This is a genomic window from Clostridium sp. AM49-4BH, assembly GCF_003478335.1.
Classification (GTDB): Bacteria; Bacillota; Clostridia; order Lachnospirales; family Lachnospiraceae; genus Butyribacter.
The window spans coordinates 13,609-33,599 of sequence record NZ_QUFB01000028.1 but is presented as its reverse complement, the minus strand read 5'-3'; the positions used below and the strand labels follow the sequence as shown (position 1 = coordinate 33,599).

12 protein-coding genes, 1 pseudogene and 1 riboswitch are annotated in these 19,991 nt (G+C 44.2%); of the genes and pseudogenes, 2 read left to right on the top strand and 11 right to left on the bottom strand.

From position 1 onward, the window contains the following. Positions 1–10: 10 nt before the first annotated feature. A complete protein-coding gene (locus DW981_RS09140) occupies positions 11–958 on the bottom strand; it encodes a hypothetical protein (protein WP_022024428.1) in 948 nt (315 codons plus the stop codon). A 230-nt stretch (positions 959–1,188) separates the two neighbouring features. Beyond that, a complete protein-coding gene (locus DW981_RS15110; protein ID WP_243034706.1) occupies positions 1,189–1,641 on the bottom strand; it encodes a LysM domain-containing protein in 453 nt (150 codons plus the stop codon). Between the two features lie 291 nt (positions 1,642–1,932). Between DW981_RS15110 and DW981_RS09130 the strand changes: the two genes are divergently transcribed. Then, positions 1,933–6,168 (top strand): 2-hydroxyacyl-CoA dehydratase, encoded by a 4,236-nt coding sequence (locus DW981_RS09130; RefSeq protein ID WP_243034705.1) that lies wholly within the window; start codon positions 1,933–1,935, stop codon positions 6,166–6,168. 153 nt (positions 6,169–6,321) lie between these two features. Here DW981_RS09130 and DW981_RS09125 read toward each other — a convergent pair whose 3' ends face one another. The 6 genes and pseudogenes from DW981_RS09125 to DW981_RS09100 form a co-directional block, all read right to left on the bottom strand. Then, positions 6,322–7,695, bottom strand: coding sequence for a CPBP family intramembrane glutamic endopeptidase (locus DW981_RS09125; RefSeq protein WP_118507494.1), 1,374 nt, complete (start codon positions 7,693–7,695; stop codon positions 6,322–6,324). Between the two features lie 45 nt (positions 7,696–7,740). Further along, positions 7,741–9,818 (bottom strand): annotated as a pseudogene (locus tag DW981_RS09120) (heavy metal translocating P-type ATPase). A 138-nt stretch (positions 9,819–9,956) separates the two neighbouring features. Continuing rightward, positions 9,957–10,253 carry a DUF6110 family protein gene (locus DW981_RS09115; protein ID WP_118507493.1) on the bottom strand — a complete coding sequence of 99 codons (297 nt, stop codon included), beginning with the start codon at positions 10,251–10,253 and terminating at the stop codon, positions 9,957–9,959. Positions 10,254–10,489: 236 nt separating this feature from the next. Then, positions 10,490–10,921 carry a flavodoxin gene (locus tag DW981_RS09110; RefSeq protein ID WP_118507492.1) on the bottom strand — a complete coding sequence of 144 codons (432 nt, stop codon included), beginning with the start codon at positions 10,919–10,921 and terminating at the stop codon, positions 10,490–10,492. Positions 10,922–11,068: 147 nt separating this feature from the next. After that, on the bottom strand, positions 11,069–11,704 hold the full coding sequence (locus tag DW981_RS09105; protein ID WP_118507491.1) for a DUF3793 family protein: 636 nt from the start codon (positions 11,702–11,704) through the stop codon (positions 11,069–11,071). A gap of 429 nt (positions 11,705–12,133) precedes the next feature. Beyond that, positions 12,134–12,367, bottom strand: a complete 234-nt coding sequence (locus DW981_RS09100) for a transcriptional repressor (protein ID WP_022024653.1) — start codon at positions 12,365–12,367, stop codon at positions 12,134–12,136. A gap of 273 nt (positions 12,368–12,640) precedes the next feature. Continuing rightward, positions 12,641–12,737, top strand: a riboswitch (glycine riboswitch). 13 nt (positions 12,738–12,750) lie between these two features. On the opposite strand from DW981_RS09100, the gene DW981_RS09095 reads away from it, so the two are divergent. Then, positions 12,751–14,175 (top strand): alanine/glycine:cation symporter family protein, encoded by a 1,425-nt coding sequence (locus DW981_RS09095; protein ID WP_118507502.1) that lies wholly within the window; start codon positions 12,751–12,753, stop codon positions 14,173–14,175. A gap of 79 nt (positions 14,176–14,254) precedes the next feature. Here DW981_RS09095 and DW981_RS09090 read toward each other — a convergent pair whose 3' ends face one another. From DW981_RS09090 to DW981_RS09080, 3 genes are all read right to left on the bottom strand, one after another. Further along, positions 14,255–15,655 (bottom strand): hypothetical protein, encoded by a 1,401-nt coding sequence (locus tag DW981_RS09090; protein ID WP_118507490.1) that lies wholly within the window; start codon positions 15,653–15,655, stop codon positions 14,255–14,257. Then, positions 15,639–17,213, bottom strand: a complete 1,575-nt coding sequence (locus tag DW981_RS09085) for a protein kinase (protein ID WP_147352630.1) — start codon at positions 17,211–17,213, stop codon at positions 15,639–15,641. Before DW981_RS09085 ends, DW981_RS09090 begins: the two co-directional genes overlap by 17 nt. A 149-nt stretch (positions 17,214–17,362) precedes the next feature. Next, the gene (locus tag DW981_RS09080) at positions 17,363–19,924 is read right to left on the bottom strand and encodes a hypothetical protein (protein WP_118507488.1); all 2,562 of its coding nucleotides are present in this window, start codon (positions 19,922–19,924) and stop codon (positions 17,363–17,365) included. Positions 19,925–19,991: the final 67 nt, after the last annotated feature.

The following is a 19,991-nucleotide window of genomic DNA, read 5'->3' as shown; positions in this document are numbered from 1 at the left end:
TCCTAAATAATTACATGTATTTTTTGACATGCTGATGTGTAAATAAATGATCCGCACAATATTCATAATTGCCCTCACATTTGGAGCAGTAACGAAATTCCAGATCCGGAAATTCCTCCTGAGTCCTGCCACAAATTGCACAGCGATGCACAATACGCTGTCCGGCACCCGCTGCTTTCATCTTCTTCTTAAAACCTCTTCGTCTCCTCTGCTCTCCATATGACATCCGCTTGTAATCCCGCGTCATGAAGAAGAACAGTAAGAAGTTCCCCATTGCTACGATAACCGCAAACGCCTGACTAATATGCATCCAGCCATACGCCTGTGCCTGTGCTCCATACACGGCTGTCATTCCCATCATGCGAAAACCTGCCACAAAATTGCCCACTATCAAATAGCACATATAAATCGCATCCAATAGCGCAAGCCATTTTACTTTGATCGGAAGCACAAAATACAAAAGTAACTCCGTGTCCGGCTGGATCAGTGCAAAAGCAAAGAACATCGCCCAGTAAACATACTGAAAACCGGAATCATAAATTGCAATATGAAACGGACATAAATACAGGATCAGTGCTGCAATAATATTTAACAGATAACCACTAAAGAAATACATGTTAAATCGAAACGTTCCCCAGGCCCGTTCCAAAGATCGTCCAAACAAGAAAAACAGATTAACCTGGATCACCAAAAACAACACGCTGAGTACAAAGGACGTGCTGCCGCTAAAGCCATACGGTTCCAGCAAATACGTAAACAATCTCCAGACTTGTCCATGCGCCACCTTGCTCATATCCAGACAAAGCCAGTTATAATAAATATCAAACGGTATTATCCCAAAATTTGTCAGCATCTCTAACAAAGCACCGAGACAATATGCACCAACTACGTAACGTGTCAAGTCAGGGATCGCATACTTTCCAAATTTGCGTTCCATCTTATTTAACCATTGTATCATATACTTGTCCTTTCTATGCCTGATATTTTCCCTGCAAAAGTCCATCTGTTCACAGGATATTTTACATGCAATTCAAAAATGTACTACAGCGTATTTTTACAGCAATCGAAAAGAACGCCATAGTACATTTCATTATAGTGTGACGCGTATTCTTTGTCAATTGGATTCCCCGTCCGCAAGCGGGTGTATCCTGCGACAAAATATGCTATTTACAACAGGCTGCATCTCTGCTATTTACGATATGCAATACCTGGCAGCAGCATGACGTCCTCTGGCTCATTCTGCTCCAAAAAATCATTCAGTGAAACGTTCATTCTCTGCAAGAAAGACTGTAGGGAATCTCCCTGCTCGGTCACATACCTGTCATCATAGGGAACTGTCGTGTCAAACTCCCGCGTCATTTCATGGGATTGTCTCTCCTGATCTTCTTCGGAACGGTCAGCATCAACGGAAGTCTCTGCGATATTTTCCTGCACGTCCGGTGTCATCTCCTTCTGTTCGTTACCCATCCGCGGCATGATCAGATCTATATTGCATCCATCTGCTTTCTTTCCCGGAATGCAAACGGTATCACCCGGCTGTAGATTATATACATCTACATAAGGATTGGCACGTAACATCACTTCCAGCGGGACATGATATCTTCGGCTCAAAGCGTACAGTGTATCTCCTTTCTTTATCATATGCATATGTCCATTACAATACTCATGATTCATGGTGTATTCACCTTATGCCTTTATTTGCTACAGTATATTCTGCTTTCCGTGAAATGGTGACTCTACTCGCAGCCGCGGATCCGGATCTCACTCCACAAAAGCAAAAAATGTTTATTGCATTCCTCTCATAATAGCATTATAATAGGAAAATGCGACGAATTTTTGTGCCTCGCAAATCAAGCACAAACTCATAATTTATCGTTGCTGACATACCATTAGAAACTAAGAGTAATACAAGATACTAGATGGAGGGTATTTATGAAATTACACATGAATACATTGGGAATCGATATCGGTTCCACAACCGTAAAAATTGCGCTGTTAAATAAAGATGGCGAAATTATTTTTTCCGATTATCAACGGCACTATGCCAACATCCAGGAAACTCTTGCTGCTATTATTGAAAAAGCCTATGATGAATTTGGTGATCTGCCGGTTGCTCCGGTCATTACCGGATCCGGTGGACTGACGCTGTCCAAATATCTGAACGTTCCTTTCGTACAGGAGGTAGTAGCAGTTGCAACATCACTCAAAGATTACGCCCCTCACACCGATGTCGCCATCGAATTAGGCGGGGAAGACGCTAAAATCATATATTTTACCGGTGGTATCGACCAGCGTATGAACGGAATCTGCGCCGGTGGTACCGGGTCCTTTATTGACCAAATGGCTACCTTATTGAAGACGGATGCCAGCGGATTAAATGAATATGCTAAAAATTATAAAGCAATTTACCCAATCGCAGCTCGATGCGGCGTATTTGCCAAAACGGATATTCAACCTCTGATCAACGAAGGTGCAACCAAAGAAGATCTCTCAGCCTCTATTTTTCAGGCAGTGGTCAATCAGACGATCAGTGGTCTTGCCTGCGGTAAACCGATTCGCGGTAATGTTGCATTCTTAGGCGGTCCGCTTCATTTCCTGACCGAATTAAAGCAGGCATTTATCCGTACTCTCGGTCTGGAAGGCGACCAGATCATCGCTCCGGAACATTCTCATCTGTTTGCAGCCTCCGGTGCAGCAATGAACGCCAAGGAAGAAGATATGTCAAGCCTTGGCAAATTACACACCGATCTTTCCCAAGAGATCAAGATGGAATTTGAAGTAACCCGTATGGAGCCTCTTTTTAAGGATCAGGCAGAATACGATGATTTCTTGCAAAAGCATTCGCAAAATGATGTAAAGAAAGGCGATTTTGCAAGTTATAAAGGCAATTTATTCTTAGGGATCGATGCCGGTTCTACTACAACAAAGGTAGCTGTGATCGGCGAAGACGGTTCCCTGCTGTACTCATTTTACAGCAACAACAACGGAAGCCCGCTGAAAACAGCGATCAAGGCGATCAAAGATATTTACAGTAAAATGCCGGCTGGAGCACAGATCGTTCGATCCTGCTCTACCGGATATGGCGAAGCACTGTTAAAGGCTGCGCTCCTTTTGGACGAGGGTGAAGTAGAAACGGTAGCACACTACAATGCTGCTGCGTTCTTTGAACCGGAAGTAGACTGTATCTTGGATATCGGTGGTCAGGATATGAAATGCATCAAGATCAAAAACCACTCCGTTGATAAAGTTCAGTTAAACGAGGCTTGTTCCTCCGGCTGTGGTTCCTTTATCGAAACCTTTGCAAAATCTCTCAATTACGAGGTCGCTGATTTTGCGAAAGTTGCGTTGTTTGCCGAGAATCCGATCGATCTTGGATCCCGCTGTACCGTATTTATGAATTCCAAAGTAAAGCAGGCTCAGAAGGAAGGTGCCAGCGTTGCAGATATTTCTGCCGGACTTGCTTATTCCGTTATCAAAAATGCTTTGTTAAAAGTAATCAAGCTGACGGATCCAAAAGATCTCGGGGAAAAAGTCGTTGTTCAAGGTGGTACTTTCTATAACGATGCGGTACTGCGAAGCTTTGAGCGCATTTCCGGCTGCAAAGCCGTACGTCCGGATATCGCCGGTATCATGGGTGCGTTTGGTGCCGCACTCATTGCCAGAGATCATTATACCGGACAGGAAAGCACGATGCTCACGATCGACCAGATCAACGAGCTTCGTTTCGAAACGTCCATGTCTCGCTGCAAGGGCTGTACCAACCACTGCCTTCTCACGATCAATCGTTTTACCGGCGGCAGACAGTTTATTTCCGGCAACCGTTGTGAACGTGGTATTGGCGGTCAGAAAAACAAGAAGAATATTCCAAACCTTTTTGAATACAAGAACAAACGACTCTTCGCTCACTATAAACCATTGGATGAAGAGCACGCCGTGCGCGGTACGGTCGGTATTCCACGTGTACTGAATATGTACGAAAATTATCCGTTTTGGTTTACCTTCTTTACCGAACTTGGCTATCGTGTGGTACTCTCTCCGGAGTCCAGCCGTAAAATCTATGAACTGGGTATTGAGTCCATTCCAAGCGAATCCGAATGTTATCCGGCAAAACTTGCGCATGGGCATGTATCTTGGCTGATCAAGCAGGGACTCGATTACATTTTCTATCCTTGCGTGCCATATGAACGCTGTGAGGTAGAGGGTGCCGGCAACCATTACAACTGCCCGATCGTCACCTCTTATGGTGAAAACATCAAAAATAATGTCGAAGAACTGCAGGATGGCAAGATCAAATATCAAAACCCGTTCCTGTCGTTTGAAAGTGAAAAAATATTAACAAAACGTCTGGTAGAATACTTCACGGAAGAAAACGGCATTTCCAAAGAGGAAATCCGCCGTGCGGCTGCTGCAGGATGGAAAGAAATGCAGCATGTACGTGATGATATGTCCGCCAAAGGACGAGAAGTACTCGCTTATATGGAAGAAAACGGCTGCCACGGTATCGTGCTCGCCGGTAGACCATATCACACCGATCCGGAGATCAATCACGGTATTCCGGAACTGATCACCTCTTTCGGTGTTGCCGTATTGACTGAAGACAGTGTATCCGAACTCGGCAACGTAGATCGTCCTACGATCGTTATGGATCAGTGGATGTATCATTCCCGTCTATACAAAGCGGCCTCTTATGTAGCAACCCGTTCCGACTTAGATCTGATCCAGCTCAACTCATTCGGCTGCGGACTGGATGCGGTAACGACCGATCAGGTCAGCGATATACTGACGCTGCAGAATAAGATCTATACGGTATTAAAGATTGACGAAGTTAATAACTTAGGTGCTGCACGTATTCGTATCCGCTCTCTGCTCGCCGCTGTTCGTGAACGCGAGCGCAAGCAGATCAAACCGGTCAAAAAAGATACTGCACACCACCGCGTAGTCTTTACAGAACAAATGCGTAAAGATTATACGATCCTTGTTCCACAGATGTCTCCGATCCATTTCGATATTCTCGAACCGGCACTGGCATCCTGCGGATACAATTTGGAAGTATTACCTAGCACCGGCGAGTGCCTGGATTACGGATTAAAGTATGTAAACAACGATGCATGTTATCCATCCCTGCTCGTTGTCGGACAGTTTATGCAGGCATTGCTTTCCGGCAAATATGATCTTAACAAAGTAGCGTTGATCATTACGCAGACCGGTGGTGGATGTCGTGCAACCAACTATATTGGATTTATCCGTCGTGCTTTGGAAAAAGCAGGCATGGAGCAGATTCCTGTCATTTCCATGAGCGCCGGCATTGAAAAGAATCCGGGATTAGACATCAACTACAAGATGGCTGACCGTGCATTACAGGCATTGATCTACGGCGATGTATTTATGCGTGTCCTCTACAAAACACGTCCTTATGAGGCAGTTCCGGGATCTGCCAATGCATTGCATGAAAAATGGATGAAGATCGCACAAAAATCCGTTCAAAACGGAAAACACAGCGAATTTAAGAAAAATATCCGCGGCATTGTGAAAGAATTTGATGAACTTCCATTGCTGGATGTAAAGAAACCGCGTGTTGGTATTGTCGGCGAGATTTTAGTTAAATTCCTTCCACTTGCCAATAACTTCTTAGTCGAATTATTGGAGTCTGAAGGTGCCGAGGCAGTATGTCCGGATCTGATCGATTTCTTTATGTACAGTCTTTACAATGCAAACTTTAAGGCGGATTATTTAGGCAAAAAGAAATCCAGTGCTTTGATCAACAACGCTGCGATCCGTTTTATTGAACATTATCGCAAGACGATGCACGATGCCCTGACAGAGAGTAAACGCTTTGACCCACCGGTTCCAATCGCCAAACTTGCAGAATATGCTTCACCGATCGTTTCCTGTGGTAACCAGACCGGTGAGGGCTGGTTCTTAACCGGTGAGATGATCGAATTGATCCATTCCGGTGTTCCAAATATTGTTTGTACACAGCCTTTTGGCTGTCTGCCAAACCACGTTGTCGGCAAGGGTGTTATCAAAGAATTACGTCACTGCTATCCGGATTCCAATATTGTTGCTGTTGATTACGATCCGGGTGCCAGCGAAGTGAACCAGTTAAACCGAATCAAATTGATGCTCTCAACAGCCGCAAAAAACTTGAAACAACCTGAGAAAGAGTAGTTTCCTATAAAGTAACAAAAGAGGCATGTACGAATACCATTCATACATGCCTCTTATTTCACTTAATAGGAAATTGCTGTTATATAGTGTGATGTTACCAAGAATTGCTTTAGCAATTCTTGCAAAGCCAGCGCTTTGCTTTTTTTATCTCGTCTATTCCTTAAAATAGTCTGCATTAAATGTCTTTTCATCGGACATTTGCTGCTCTGGCGTTTCCGGATGCCAAGGTGTCTGCCCCGGTGCTACGCCCATATTTTCATAGCCTTCTGTACTCTTACCAAACTGTGCTTCTTCCTGCGGTCTGGCAAAAGCTTCCTGATCGCTGTTATATGATGAACCATTGTAACTCTGTTCATTTCCATTATATTGCGAACCGGCGTAATCCTGCTCTTCTCTGCCATACTGTGGACCTGCATAACTCTGCTCATTTCCGTTGTACTGTGGACCTGCATAATCCTGCTGATTTCCGTTATACTGTGGACCTGCATAATTCTGTCCGCTCGGCATATCGTTATTATAATTCTCTCCGACCGGCCGGAATCCTTCCCATTCCACGATCTTGCCCTGTTTGTTCAAGTTGTACACCAAATAGACAATACCAAGACCAAGTACAAGCGTCACGCCAAGACCACCTTCTAAGCCAAAGCCTGCACCGTTGATCAAACCATGTCCCTTCACGTTGCTGCTGTTTAAGATTGCCGGCTGAAGAGAATTACCGCTGACCTGAATGCCATAAATATTCCCCTGTGCAAAATTCCACAAACTGTGGAACGCACCAACAACCCAGATATTTTCACATTTTACCAACAACAGTGCTGCGAAAATACCAAACAGGAATAAGTTAAATACCGCAAGTGGCGTCAAGCCGGAATTGGCACCATGTAACATAGCAAAGAACAGTGCACTGAGCACTGCCGAATACACGACGGAATGTCTTCTCGACAACGATACAAACAGATAGCCGCGGCAAAGCACCTCTTCTGCCATGCCCTGTACCAAATATCCAACAAGGTAACCAAGAATCCCCAGAGGTGCCATATTGGTCACCAATCCTTCTACATGAATACTTCCTGTTAGAACACAGATCAAATATGCTACGCTAAAAAATAGTGCTCCAGCCACAGCACCCTTCAAATACTGTGGAACTATTCCCTTCTTACGAAATCCTAATGTACGGATCTTTCTCTTCTCCAAAAAACGGCAATAGACAAAAACAACCGCAATCATCAGGATTTCTAATAAAAGTGTTGCAATGGTCATCCAATCCGGCAAATGAAGTGCATAGTCCTGCATTTTCTGCATATATTGCAGCGAATCCATCGATCCGTCCGCGACAGACTGTGCCGTTTTCATAAACTCCGGATCACTCACGAAATAACCGATCATTAAAGGAATCGTACCAATGGACATTGCGATCGAACTGACCACAAAGACTACAATCGCGATCAATATCTCAAGCACGGCGATAAACCCTCTCCGTCCTCGCATCGCTTCCAGCATAAACTCCGGTTTCTTGATATCTTTCATAAACTCCTCCTAATTCTTGTTACAATACCCCTCTCAGATGATATCTTACTCTTCCAACAAGTTTTCCATGCTCTTCAGACTGATCAATATGGTCGACGTATTGTGTAATAATGCCGACATTGTTGGCTGAAGTACACCACCAACGCCGAACAAAATAAGTGCTGTATTAAATCCTACAATAACTTTATAATTTCTGTCAATACGCTTCATCAAAGCATTGCTGATTTTCTTGAGTGTAATGATCTCACGCAAGTCATCTGCTGCGATCGTAACATCTGCAATCTCTCTGGCAATTTCCGCGCCATCACTGATCGCAATGCCTACATCAGCCGCCGACAATGCCGGAGAATCATTAATCCCATCACCAACCATGATAACCTTATGTCCTGCTTTCTTTTCCTGCTCCACAAAATTAGCCTTATCCTCCGGAAGCACTTCCGAATAATACGCATCAACACCAGCCTTTTGAGCAATATTAGCAGCAATGCGGTCACTGTCACCAGTCATCATCACAACCTTATGAATACCAAGATGTTTTATTCACGGATCACCTCAGCTGTCTCAACTCGCAGTGGATCTTCGATACAGATCACGGCAACCAACTTACCATCCATCGCCATGTACAAATGAGAATATTGCTCCGGAAGCTGCTCAAACTGTTCCTTCTTATCCTCCGGAACGACAGCGCCCTCATCTTCAAAGACAAAATGATGACTTCCGATAATGATCTTCTTGTCATTGATCGTAGAGGAAATACCATGTGCCACGATATATTCTACTTTCGTGTGCAGTTCTTCATGAACAAGACCGCGTTTCATTGCCTCAACAACAACTGCCGTTGCCATAGAATGTGGGAAATGCTCTTCTAAACAGGCTGCAATACGAAGCGGCTCATCAGGGCTTCTATCGTCAAACGGAATCACCTCAACTACCGTAGGCTGTGCCTTAGTGAGCGTTCCTGTCTTATCAAACACGATCGTATCGGCTTCCGCAACTGCCTCTAAGAATTTACCGCCTTTCACAGTAATATCATGTGCACTGGATTCACGGATCGCCGACAGTACCGACAACGGCATTGCCAATTTCAATGCACAGGAAAAATCAACCATCAATACTGACAACGCTTTCACAGTATTACGAGTCAATGCCAACGTAAGGCCGGTACCCAAAAACGTATATGGTACCAGTCGGTCAGCTAAGTGCTCCGCTTTGCCTTCCAAGGACGACTTAAGCTTCTCGGAATCCTCGATCATCGTCATGATCTTTTCGTATTTGCTGGATCCGGTACTTTCTTTGACCAAAAGAGTAATCTCTCCTTCTTCAACAACGGTACCCGCATAAACAGGACTTTCTGCCGCCTTACGCACCGGCAGCGACTCTCCGGTAAGCGACGCCTGATTGACTAACGCTTCTCCCTCCATCACAATGCCATCAAACGGAATAACAGCTCCCATATGTACACGAATCCGGTCGCCCTCCTTAATCTGTGCAGCCGACACCTGCACTTCCGTATCATCGGTAACAAGCCATACTTTATCAATATTGAGGGACAGACTTCGTGCCAGATCTCCGACTGATTTTTTGTGCGTCCATTCCTCTAAGATCTCGCCCATACTAAGTAAAAACATGACAGCGCCCGCCGTCTTATAATCACCTCGTATTAAAGACACACTGATCGCCGTTGCATCCAACACCGGTACTTCTATTTTTCTTTTAGCCAAAGTCTTAACACCTTGCACAATATATTTGACCGATCTCACAGTAGCGATCCCAGCCCGTAACGGTGCCGGCAAAAATATCTTGTTTACAAAATGTACTACCGTCTGATCAACCAATTTATCCCAATAAAAACGATTCATTTCCCGTCCTGAATTTTTGAGATACACCTCCGGCACTTCCACCTTATCATAAGAAAACTGTCCTAATGCCGTAATAATATGTTTACGGCTTCCTATATAACAGATCGTAACGTCCATAGTACGTTCCTGTACCTTGACCGCCGTTACATCTTTCATCTGCTCAAATTGATATTGCAACGTGTCTGCCTGCGCAAAACTCATTGCTTTTCCGATCAGATGTACTCGAATACGACCTCTTATCTCATGTTTAATGACAAACTTCATAATTATTCATGCCTTTCTAACCATTGAAACCGGTATTCTAATTAAAACTCTGTCCGGGCATCTCTGCACAGAGCACACCCGGACAATAAACGACAAAACACCTGTAGACAGCGACCCCGTCCACAGGTGCAGCGTTAATTATTCTTCTGTTGTTTCCGCTTCTACAGTCTCTTCCTCACCAAGAACCTCTTCTGCTTCCGCACGGTCCTCATTGATCTGCTGTGCCTCTGCATAAATATCCTCGGCATTCTCCTGCACTTTCGTTGCTGTCTTTAACACACACTCCTTAGCACGAAGAACGGCTGCTGTACAATTTGTATAAAGCTTCTTTGCATCTTTGCTGGATAATACTTTGATACCTGCAGTACCAAATGCTACACCGGCTGCAAACACTCCTAATTTTTTACCATCCACTTTTTTTAAACAATCTAACATATGCTTCCTCCATTTCCGAAGCATCACAAAACCGTGCGCTTCTGTTATGATCTATTGTAGAGAATTCTCAAAAAAGTATTATACATTACGATTTTTTGAATTTCCAGCCAAAAGCGGCCTTATTGATATATTTTATCAACAAGACCGCTTTTAGACTTAAATCAAAAGAATCCATATAATAATTTCATGACAAAATGCTCCCAGAATGCTTTTGCCACAAAATGATACATCTAAACTTATGCGTTCACAAGCTGTTTACCAATCTCGATGCAGTTTTGTAATGCAGCCTCATCCGGCGCTTCCTGACAGATCACGCCTTCACCGCCAACCAGTGTTGCTCCGGCAGCGGTCATGCGGTCTTCCCAGTCGCGCATCCACTGACCATCTCCCCATCCATAAGAACCAAATAACGCGATCTTTTTGCCATTGGCAAACCTCTCAACATCCTGAACAAAAGGTTCCATCTCCATTTCCTCAAGCACCTCAGCGCCCATCGCCGGACATCCCAATGCAAATGCACCCTCTGCTTTTAAATCTGCAATATTAGCATCGCTGACAAATACAACATCCGCCTCACCACCGGCTGCCGTAACACCCTCACCGATTGCCTCTGCCATAGCCTGTGTGTTGCCACCTTGTGTCCAGTACACAATTGATACTTTGCTCATAATAATCCTCCATTCTTTTATGTTCCTGTTATCCCGCAATCTCGTTTTGCTGAATATCAGGCACCATATTTATACCGCGAAGTTTCTTCGCCTATATTATTTGTAACGATACAGAATCACAGTGCATTCCCGGATCTTGCCCCGATCTCACGAAGCAAAAAGATAATCCTGCGAAATTGCTCTGCTTTCCGCATCAAGAGCTACCCCTACAATATCCTCCATCCCAACGCCACAATACAGCAGATCCAAAAGCCACTCTCTTGCTTTATCATATTGTGCAAACAACCGAAGCTTCTTTTGCGGTTCTGCATACACTTTCCAATACCCCTCACACAAAGAGTTCTTTCCTTCGTATATAATAAAGCCTTCCACATCCTCCGGCGGATATCCGAGCAGTACTCCCATCTCGTGCGGGAACTGCTGTTTTTTTTGCATATATCGGATATATCTGCTGCGAAACTTGGTCAATACCCGCTCCAAGTGCAGATCCCTATAGCCCAAACGATGCATCAATATCCGCACCTCCTCTTGCTGTAAAAACTGCTCCAGCCATTCTTTTTGATAGATCAGCAACGACACCGACCCATTTCTTCCGCCCAAACCGCAAAATGAAAAATTACTTTTATCCAATATTTCACATAATCTTTTATAATGTCTACTGTCAATCTGAAACAGATTAGACACCTTCAAACCGGTAATAAGCGGTGCACACTGAAACGCCAATTGCAATTCTATCTCATCCAAATCTGCATTCTGCATGATTTCCCAGGTTTCTATTCGCATGACCGTTCCCTCCTTTTAAGTTAGTCTCTGCTAACTTATCTGTATGATAACTAACTCCTTTCCATTCGTCAATACATACTTCTGATACGTTTTCTCATTTTGTTCAGTCTCTGATGAATACATGCCTAAAGGAGTGCCTGAGATGTCCCGGTTTAGCAAGGTAATTGCTATATTTTTTTGATGGCAGGATTCTCTATCTAATAGCTGCAAAATATAATTAGACCATCGTCATAATAAGCAATATGTGGTTTGAACAGTAACTTCCGGTATGGGAAGTTACTGTAGTGAGCAGTTTCCTATAAAGTAACAAAAAAAGGCATCAACATAAGTTTCTGCCTTTTTTGTAGAATTCATACGGAATAAAAACATAAATGCACACAATATGTTTTTGTCCCCTATATAAAATGCTTTTGCAAAACAATCTATTAACTACATTACCTTAAACATATTCTTGCGGCTGATCACTCCGATTTCTTCCAGAGAATTGATCATACGATATACGGTTGCCACACCGATCTTGGAGTCTTTCTTGGATGCCTTAAAATAAATTTCTTTGCAGCAAGAACAATCCTCCTCCAGAATAATATCTAAGAGTATCATACGCTGCTTCGTAATTCTGCAGCCGGAGTCTTTCATTTTCTGAATAATCACTTCTTTTGCCATCACAGTACCCTCTTCTTTCTATAACTTATTATAGTTAGCGTTTACTAACCCACCTTCAAAAAATAATGCGAAATAATTTTTATTTCACGGTAGTTAGTATAATCTAACTTCTATTAGTTGTCAATGCTTTTTTCTTTTTTCTTGAAAAAAAATAGGAGACGTTATATAGTATATATTGTGTGTTTCGATATGAAGTTTACAGGAAAATGGTGGTTTCACCTGCCGAAGGAGTAACACTCTCAGGTGCCGTGCAATACGGTGTAACTGTAAATGGATCGACTCTCTGGAGAATTCTGCGGTTTTGGCAGATACCGAAGGTGCAACAAGCCTATGGCTGGAATCTCTCAGGTAAAAGGACAGAAAACAAAAGAAAGGTAAAAAAAATGTGGAAAGAAATCAATAATTTTCTCGTAACTGTTGACAATTTAGTATGGGGCGTCCCTCTGATCATATTGATCATGGCAGGTGGACTTCTTCTAACAACCCGTATCAAACTACTTCAAGTTCGCAAACTTCCGTTAGCACTCAAGTGGATGATCAAAAACGAAGAAGGTGGCGAAGGTGAAATTTCTAGTTTCTCGGCACTTTGTACAGCACTAAGTGCTACGATCGGTACCGGCAATATCGTCGGTGTCGCAACAGCAGTAGGTGCCGGTGGTCCCGGTGCTTTATTTTGGATGATCGTCGCAGCCTTCCTAGGAATGGCTACAAAATTCTCCGAAGGATTACTTGCTGTAAAATATCGTGTTGTTGCGAAAGATGGACATAGCTTAGGCGGTCCTTTCTATTACATAGAGCAGGGAATGGGCAAGCGTTGGAAATGGCTCGCAAAAATATTTGCATTTTTCGGCGTATGCGTTGGATTATTCGGCATCGGTACCTTTAGTCAGGTAAATGGTATCTCCAGTGCCGTAAACAACTTCTTTGATCCAAATAATACACACCGTGTAAAATCCATTCCTTTTTTGGCAGATTATTCCTGGTCTGTTGTGATCGCTTCTTTGATCTTAACGTTCTGCGTTGCCGCCGTATTGATCGGTGGTGTAAAGCGAATCGCAAGCGTCAGTCAGGTTATTGTACCATTTATGGCAATTTTATATTTCGTCGTTGTTATTATCTTAATTCTTTGCAATATTACGGCACTACCGGCAGCAATTAAAACAATCGTTGTTGCAGCATTTACGCCGAAGGCCGTCACCGGCGGAGCCGTAGGAAGTATGTTAGTTGCTATGCAGAAAGGTGTTGCAAGAGGTATCTTTTCCAACGAAGCCGGTCTTGGTAGTGCACCGATCGCAGCAGCTGCTGCACAGACCAATGAGCCTGTTCGCCAGGGTCTTGTCAGCATGACCGGTACTTTTATTGATACGATCGTAATCTGTACATTGACCGGTCTGTCTATTGTACTTACCGGAGCCTGGAAAGTACCGGGCTTAGAGGGCGTTCAGGTAACAACTTATGCATTCCAGAAGGGACTTCCTTTCCCGAATGAATTTGCTGCTTTTGTGTTAATGCTATGTCTGGTATTCTTCGCCTTCACAACGATCCTTGGATGGGATTATTACAGTGAGCGCTGCTTAGAATACTTAAGCGGAGGTAATATGAAGCATGTGAAGATCTTCCGATATATTTATATCCTTGCGATCTTCATCGGACCATATATGACTGTAAAAGCTGTTTGGACGATTGCAGATATCTTCAATGGATTGATGGCATTGCCAAATATGATCGCATTATTCGCACTGAGCGGTGTTGTTGCTAAGGAAACAAAAGATTTCTTTGAACGACATAAACGAGGCGAGATCAAATAATGCCTACGAAATGCTAGGCAATGCAATGCAGACCTTACAAACCAAGAAAAAACCGGAAGAAGAGTAGAGTGTTTCCACTCTACTCTTCTTCCGGTTGAATATATTCACATAATATTTCTGACAGGTACGACATCTCTGTGTCCCCAAAACAGGACAGCAGCACAAAATCTAACCGATATCTCGGATTTAATGGTGCCATATCGCATTTTTGCAGGGCTTCCTCTGCCATCTGCTCAAACATCTCTTTCGCTTCCTGTTGATCGTATTCCCTATCCTGCTTTTCATTTTCCTCCAGATAACGGTGTACTGCAACCCACTGGATCATAGGCAGGATATCCGAACGCTGCACCTGACGACAGCGCTGTTTTTGACTTTTTATCTTGATCGACCACTTCTTGTCCCTCGTCTTGGCATACTCACTGGATAATCGGAATAAACACTCCTTTTGCTTGGATACCGTCAATAGCTTAGATACATAATCATCGGTCATAAAGTGAAATTCCGACGGCATATTTTTAAGCTGTTTCTGAAAAACGATGCTCCTGCCACTATCCCGCTCTTCCTGCGGGATCAAAATAGCTGCATACAGTTCGCGCAGCATCACCAGATTCTTTTCCATTTTGGAATAATACAGCAAATGATCCCGTTGTATGCTTCGTAATGAATTTTGGTCAATGCCCGGATCTTTACGTCGCTTTTTATTTTTCAAATACTGCACAACACCTCTATCATAATCCGGTGTCTTGTATCCATGTTCTGCCGACCATTCCTCAAAATCCGTCTGCTCCAAAGCACGAACAAGACGTTCATGTACTTCTTTGTTGGCGTAATACACGATCTTTTCCCGGTATTCATGGAACACTTTCAGTCCCATTTTACCATAGCCCTTAAACATCGAAGCATGCTCTAACATCCATTCCAGAAAATCAGCCGGTTCTTTGTCTTTTTGCACTCTGTACATATTCCATAGCTGGCTGGTATGACTCTTTTGCTTTAATTCCGTGTCCTCGCTCGCTTCCTGTTCAAAGATCTGCAGCATATCCTCATATTTGTTATTATCAAGATGATGTGCCGCACAATATAAACATAATATTTCCTGGTAATCATTGATCTGAATACCCGGTTCTTGTATGCCTTGTCTTAGACAACGCTGCAATTGTTCTTCATCAAAAGAAAGAGCAAGCGCCATCTTTAGGATCTGTTCTCTTTTGGGAAATACTGCGTTCTCCCCATCCAGCGCAAGCCAACGTCGTAATGTCGGCCTTGACACGATCTTCTTTTTGCCAAGTACCATATTTAGCTTTTTATATGTTTCCACACGCCAGGCGGCCTGCTGCTCTACATCTGCATCCATCCACTGCTGTGGCGTCTTACACAACAATTCTAATGTCATATATACATCGAATCCCAAAAAAACGGATCGGTCATTGATGACCGCAATCTTCTCTGCAATCTTTCTCGTACTACTCTGTGAGCTCATCCATATCACCATCCATATGTATTTTTGTTGGTTTTTTAGTTTTTTTCGGTGCTTTGGTCCGCTTCGGTGTCGCTGCTACCTCCGGTGTCTTTATCACCTTTGGCTTTTTCGTCCGTACCGGGTGCTTTGTTGCCTTTGGCTTTTTCGTCCGTACCGGGTGCTTTGTTGCCTTTGGCTTTTTCGTCCGTACCGGCTCTGTGGCAGTTGGTGTCGGTTCTGTCGAAGCCGTTGCCGCATCTGCCTGTGGAACTACCGATCGTCCCGCCTGATCTTCCGGAAGTCTCGTCGGTTCTGCCGAAGCGATCACTGGCGGTTTCATCTCCGCTTTGCCATGATCTGCTGCCATCTGACGATACCTGATACCGCTGATCACTGCCAAAACGCCAACCATGATTCCAAAGGCGGCCACCCACTTTTTGTGTTTGCGGCGTCTTTCCATCTGCTCTAACTGATCCGACAAATGATGAATATGCCGCTCCCGCCTTTTCTGCTTACCAAGTGCTTCCTCACGCATAGCCTCACGGCTCTCGCCAAGCACAGATGCCGACTCAACAACTTCTGCCATATCTTTACGATGCGCCGGACACTCATAGAGCGTTTCGTACAACTCGTCTAATGTCTGCAATCTCGTACTGCTTTCCACAGCCAGTCCATGCATAATGACTTCAGCCACATCTTTGGTAATATCCACCGGATACTCCCACAATGGCTTGATCGTGTCATTAAATACTCTCTCTGTCGCATCTATAGGTGCCTGTCCGGTCAACATATAATAAATCGTAGCGCATAAGCTGTATACGTCTGTCCACGGTCCCCTCTGGCCACGCTTTTCCAATTGTTCATATGCCGAGAATCCCTGTTTGTATATAGAAGTCCGCGTCTTGTCATCAATGGCATTTGCATGTCTGACTGCGCCAAAATCAATCAATACGCCATTGCCCTCTGCATTTATGATCACGTTATCCGGGCTGACATCTTGATGAACAAGACCCCTCCGATGCAGGTCCAGCAATGCCCGGATCGGATTGTGCAATATATTCCAACAATTTTGTGGTGAAAATGGTCCATTCCGTTTCACATAATCCTTAATGCTGCCTCCACGCACATAATCCATAACCAAATATACACTGTCATTTTCTTCAAAAAAACTGCGTGTACGGACAATGCCTTCCTGTGTGCCAAACTGTGACAGCACTCTGGCTTCTTTGAGAAAATCGTCCTTGCCACGTTCGAATAACACTTTGGATTCCGGAGTATACGGGGTAACCTGATAAGATGATCTGGTTTTATCGCATTTTCGCCAAACCAGACCATTTGGGAAATATTCTTTGATCGCCACAGCGATTAAAAGCGTCAGATCCAGACCGATATATGTAATACCAAATCCACCTTCACCAAGCACACGACCAACCAAATATTTGCCATGAAATAACTTACTGCCATGTGGAATATGATGCGGGGCATCCGAAATCTTCTCTGCTGCCAGACCGCAATGTGGACAAGTTCCATCCCAACTCAATGGCTGCATACAATTCATACAATACTTTTTGTCTTCCAATGTCTGTACTACTCCCTTATGTGTATCAATGCTGATATACTGATTTTGTCTATTGTTTTCTTAATTATATGTCATAGCTGTCTATCAATTTCTTATTTTTTTATCCGTTTTTTCCCATCCGACACAACAGCTGTTTAAGAAGTAATGCGCTAGGATAACCGCATTTTCTTTACTTTCGTAAATTTGCTGTACCTCCGGCGTCCGTTTACTTTCTTGTAGATACGTATTTTGTACGTCACGGTTTTCATCTTCCTGCTATAGGCAATGTTAATCTTGCGGTGTCCGTTTTTTAACCGATTTTTCTTAAGTTTTAAGCGCATGAACCCAAGTTTTGTTTTACGGTAAAATTGCAAATAACAATTTTGTTTTTTGCGCAGAGACACCTGAATATACCGCTGACCGGCTTTGGTCTTCTTGCGGACTACTTTCACGCGCGGTGCAGGATATTTCTTCGGTGCTATCGTGGGTTTGCATGGGTGCTTTGCCGGTGCCGCCGGACGCTTTGTCGGTACAACCGTTGGTCGTTTCGTCGGAACCGCTGTTGGACGGATGTTCGGTGCCACAGATGGCGTAACACTTGGGTTAGCTGTCGGACGGATGTTCGGCGCCACAGATGGCGTAACACTTGGATTCGCTGTCGGTGTTTTCGTTGGTGAACTCGTGGGTGCCGCACTTGGTTTTGGCAACAAGGAAGCACCGTCCACCAGTCTATCGGTCGAATATCCGCTTCTCGTCAGATCGATCGTGAGATTTAACGTAGGATACGTATCGTCTCCCTGCAGCCAAGACAGATAATCCCCTTTCGCTCCATTCTGTGCTGAAACATATGCATTTAAGGCTTCAGCCAGTGAGGAAGTGTGCGCATAAGACGCTGCATTCTCACTAATGAACGCCGCAGAAGCCTCTCCTGCTCTTTGTGCACGATCGATCCGATGAACCTCCATGATCGTACCATTCCCCTCTTTTCCAAATAGGGGCAGATCTGATACCGAAGCTTCATAACAATTTTTCCATGCGGTCGCAGCAGCATTTCCGGATAGTCCGCCACCAGTCACCGCATGATAGTCGATTTGTTCTTCACTTTTCGAATCACTGTCAAATTGCACCGTTCCATAATTTACACAGTTCGTCATGGCATGCTGCTGCAGTAAATTCCAAATAGTTGATCCTGTCTGTTCTGCCTCACAGCCTCTGCCCAATATACCGCCAATCGCCGCCTCTGCATACGTATCCTGTACTGTATAGAGCAGCGTTCCGAAGTTCGCGATATTAGAAAGCCTTAGCAGAGGATAGGCACCGTCTCCGACAACGCCACCAATATAGCTGATGGAATGCTGCCGTTCGATCAACGTTCCGGTATTAACTGTATTAGAAATGATCCAATCACAGCTTCCGTCATTCCAGCCACCGCCCAATATACCACCTACGTTAACCGGTGCCGCATTACAGGATTGCTCTCCGGAACTGATATTTCCTGCATTACGACATCTGTTAATCGTAATTCCGTTTAATGTATACCCGATAATCCCACCTGCATATTGCCCCATACTCCCACTCGTCTCGGAACACTCATGTACGGTTCCCTCATTCACACACTCAGACATCTGCAAATACGTCATGGCTGCATTCCAGCCACAAATCCCCCCGGTATAATACACCCCATAAACATCTGCGGAATTGCAGCACCCCATAATTTCGCCAGCAGATATTTCGCCAGCAGATATTAGACCGCTCACTCCACCGGCATTACTTCCATGCACAACGCCTCCCTGCACCCGGCAATCTCTAATAGAACCATAACTACTGCCTGCGATTCCACCAACATTTAGACTAATGTTGTCTCCACATATATCTTCTGCAATCACCTGATTGTTCTCAGAGGTGCATTGTTCTACAACTGCTTTTTCCGTCACACGGCTGGCAAAAGCACCAACATCCCACGCTGCGTACCCACGCTCCACATCTACTATGATGCAGTTCCTGGCACAACAGTTCACAATCGCCCCCTGTAACTCCTTCGCAAACAATGCACAATCAGTTGCCGCAATTTCTGCGCATCCTTCCAGAACCAAATTGACCACTGCACCTCTCGCATTTCCGAAAATCGCACTCGATCCTCCAAGCAAAGCCCCCGATATCCGATGATGATTTCCCTGATACACACCATGAAAATCGTGACCGTGTAACCATAGAAAATCTTCTGACATACCAAGTGCTGCATACGAAGCGCTGCGATCGGAATTGTCCGGCTGATACGCAGTTCCATTCGATGCAACGGTGCATTTTAACGTATCACCATCATAAACAGCAATACGTTTCAAAGATTTATCATATCGAAAGTTGTAGTCACTGAGCGCAATGTCTGCTGTCTGCACAAAAGTCAACCCAAATCCGGTCACTTTTTGCATAATCTTCATATAAGCACGAAGATCGTCCGCATTGGATATCGTGACAACCGATGTATCTTTTCCAATGGTTGACATATTTTGATAATAATCACACGCAGATACTCCTTGTGTGACGTCCGGTGTCTGTGTAGGGATTCCCGTTGCACTTTCCGACAGTTGTGCTGATGTCTCTATAGTATCTTCTGATGTCTGTGCAGAGGCATATTGCACACCGTGAATATTAATCCTCTCTATATATGGTTCCAATCCGACCAAAACAGCAACAGCCATGATCGCTGCGATTGCTTTTTTATAGTACCTCATTTCATACCTCCTGCCACTATATATTCGCTATAACAGTGTAGCAAACAAAGAATTTATTGTCATATAT

Coding starts and splice junctions, on each gene's coding strand:
- DW981_RS09115 (WP_118507493.1), bottom strand. CDS start 10,253: ATGTTAGATTGTTTAAAAAAAGTGGATGGTAAAAAATTAGGAGTGTTT.
- DW981_RS09130 (WP_243034705.1), top strand. CDS start 1,933: ATGAAATTACACATGAATACATTGGGAATCGATATCGGTTCCACAACC.
- DW981_RS09125 (WP_118507494.1), bottom strand. CDS start 7,695: ATGAAAGATATCAAGAAACCGGAGTTTATGCTGGAAGCGATGCGAGGA.
- DW981_RS09095 (WP_118507502.1), top strand. CDS start 12,751: ATGTGGAAAGAAATCAATAATTTTCTCGTAACTGTTGACAATTTAGTA.
- DW981_RS15110 (WP_243034706.1), bottom strand. CDS start 1,641: ATGATAAAGAAAGGAGATACACTGTACGCTTTGAGCCGAAGATATCAT.
- DW981_RS09080 (WP_118507488.1), bottom strand. CDS start 19,924: ATGAGGTACTATAAAAAAGCAATCGCAGCGATCATGGCTGTTGCTGTT.
- DW981_RS09090 (WP_118507490.1), bottom strand. CDS start 15,655: ATGAGCTCACAGAGTAGTACGAGAAAGATTGCAGAGAAGATTGCGGTC.
- DW981_RS09100 (WP_022024653.1), bottom strand. CDS start 12,367: ATGGCAAAAGAAGTGATTATTCAGAAAATGAAAGACTCCGGCTGCAGA.
- DW981_RS09140 (WP_022024428.1), bottom strand. CDS start 958: ATGATACAATGGTTAAATAAGATGGAACGCAAATTTGGAAAGTATGCG.
- DW981_RS09110 (WP_118507492.1), bottom strand. CDS start 10,921: ATGAGCAAAGTATCAATTGTGTACTGGACACAAGGTGGCAACACACAG.
- DW981_RS09105 (WP_118507491.1), bottom strand. CDS start 11,704: ATGCGAATAGAAACCTGGGAAATCATGCAGAATGCAGATTTGGATGAG.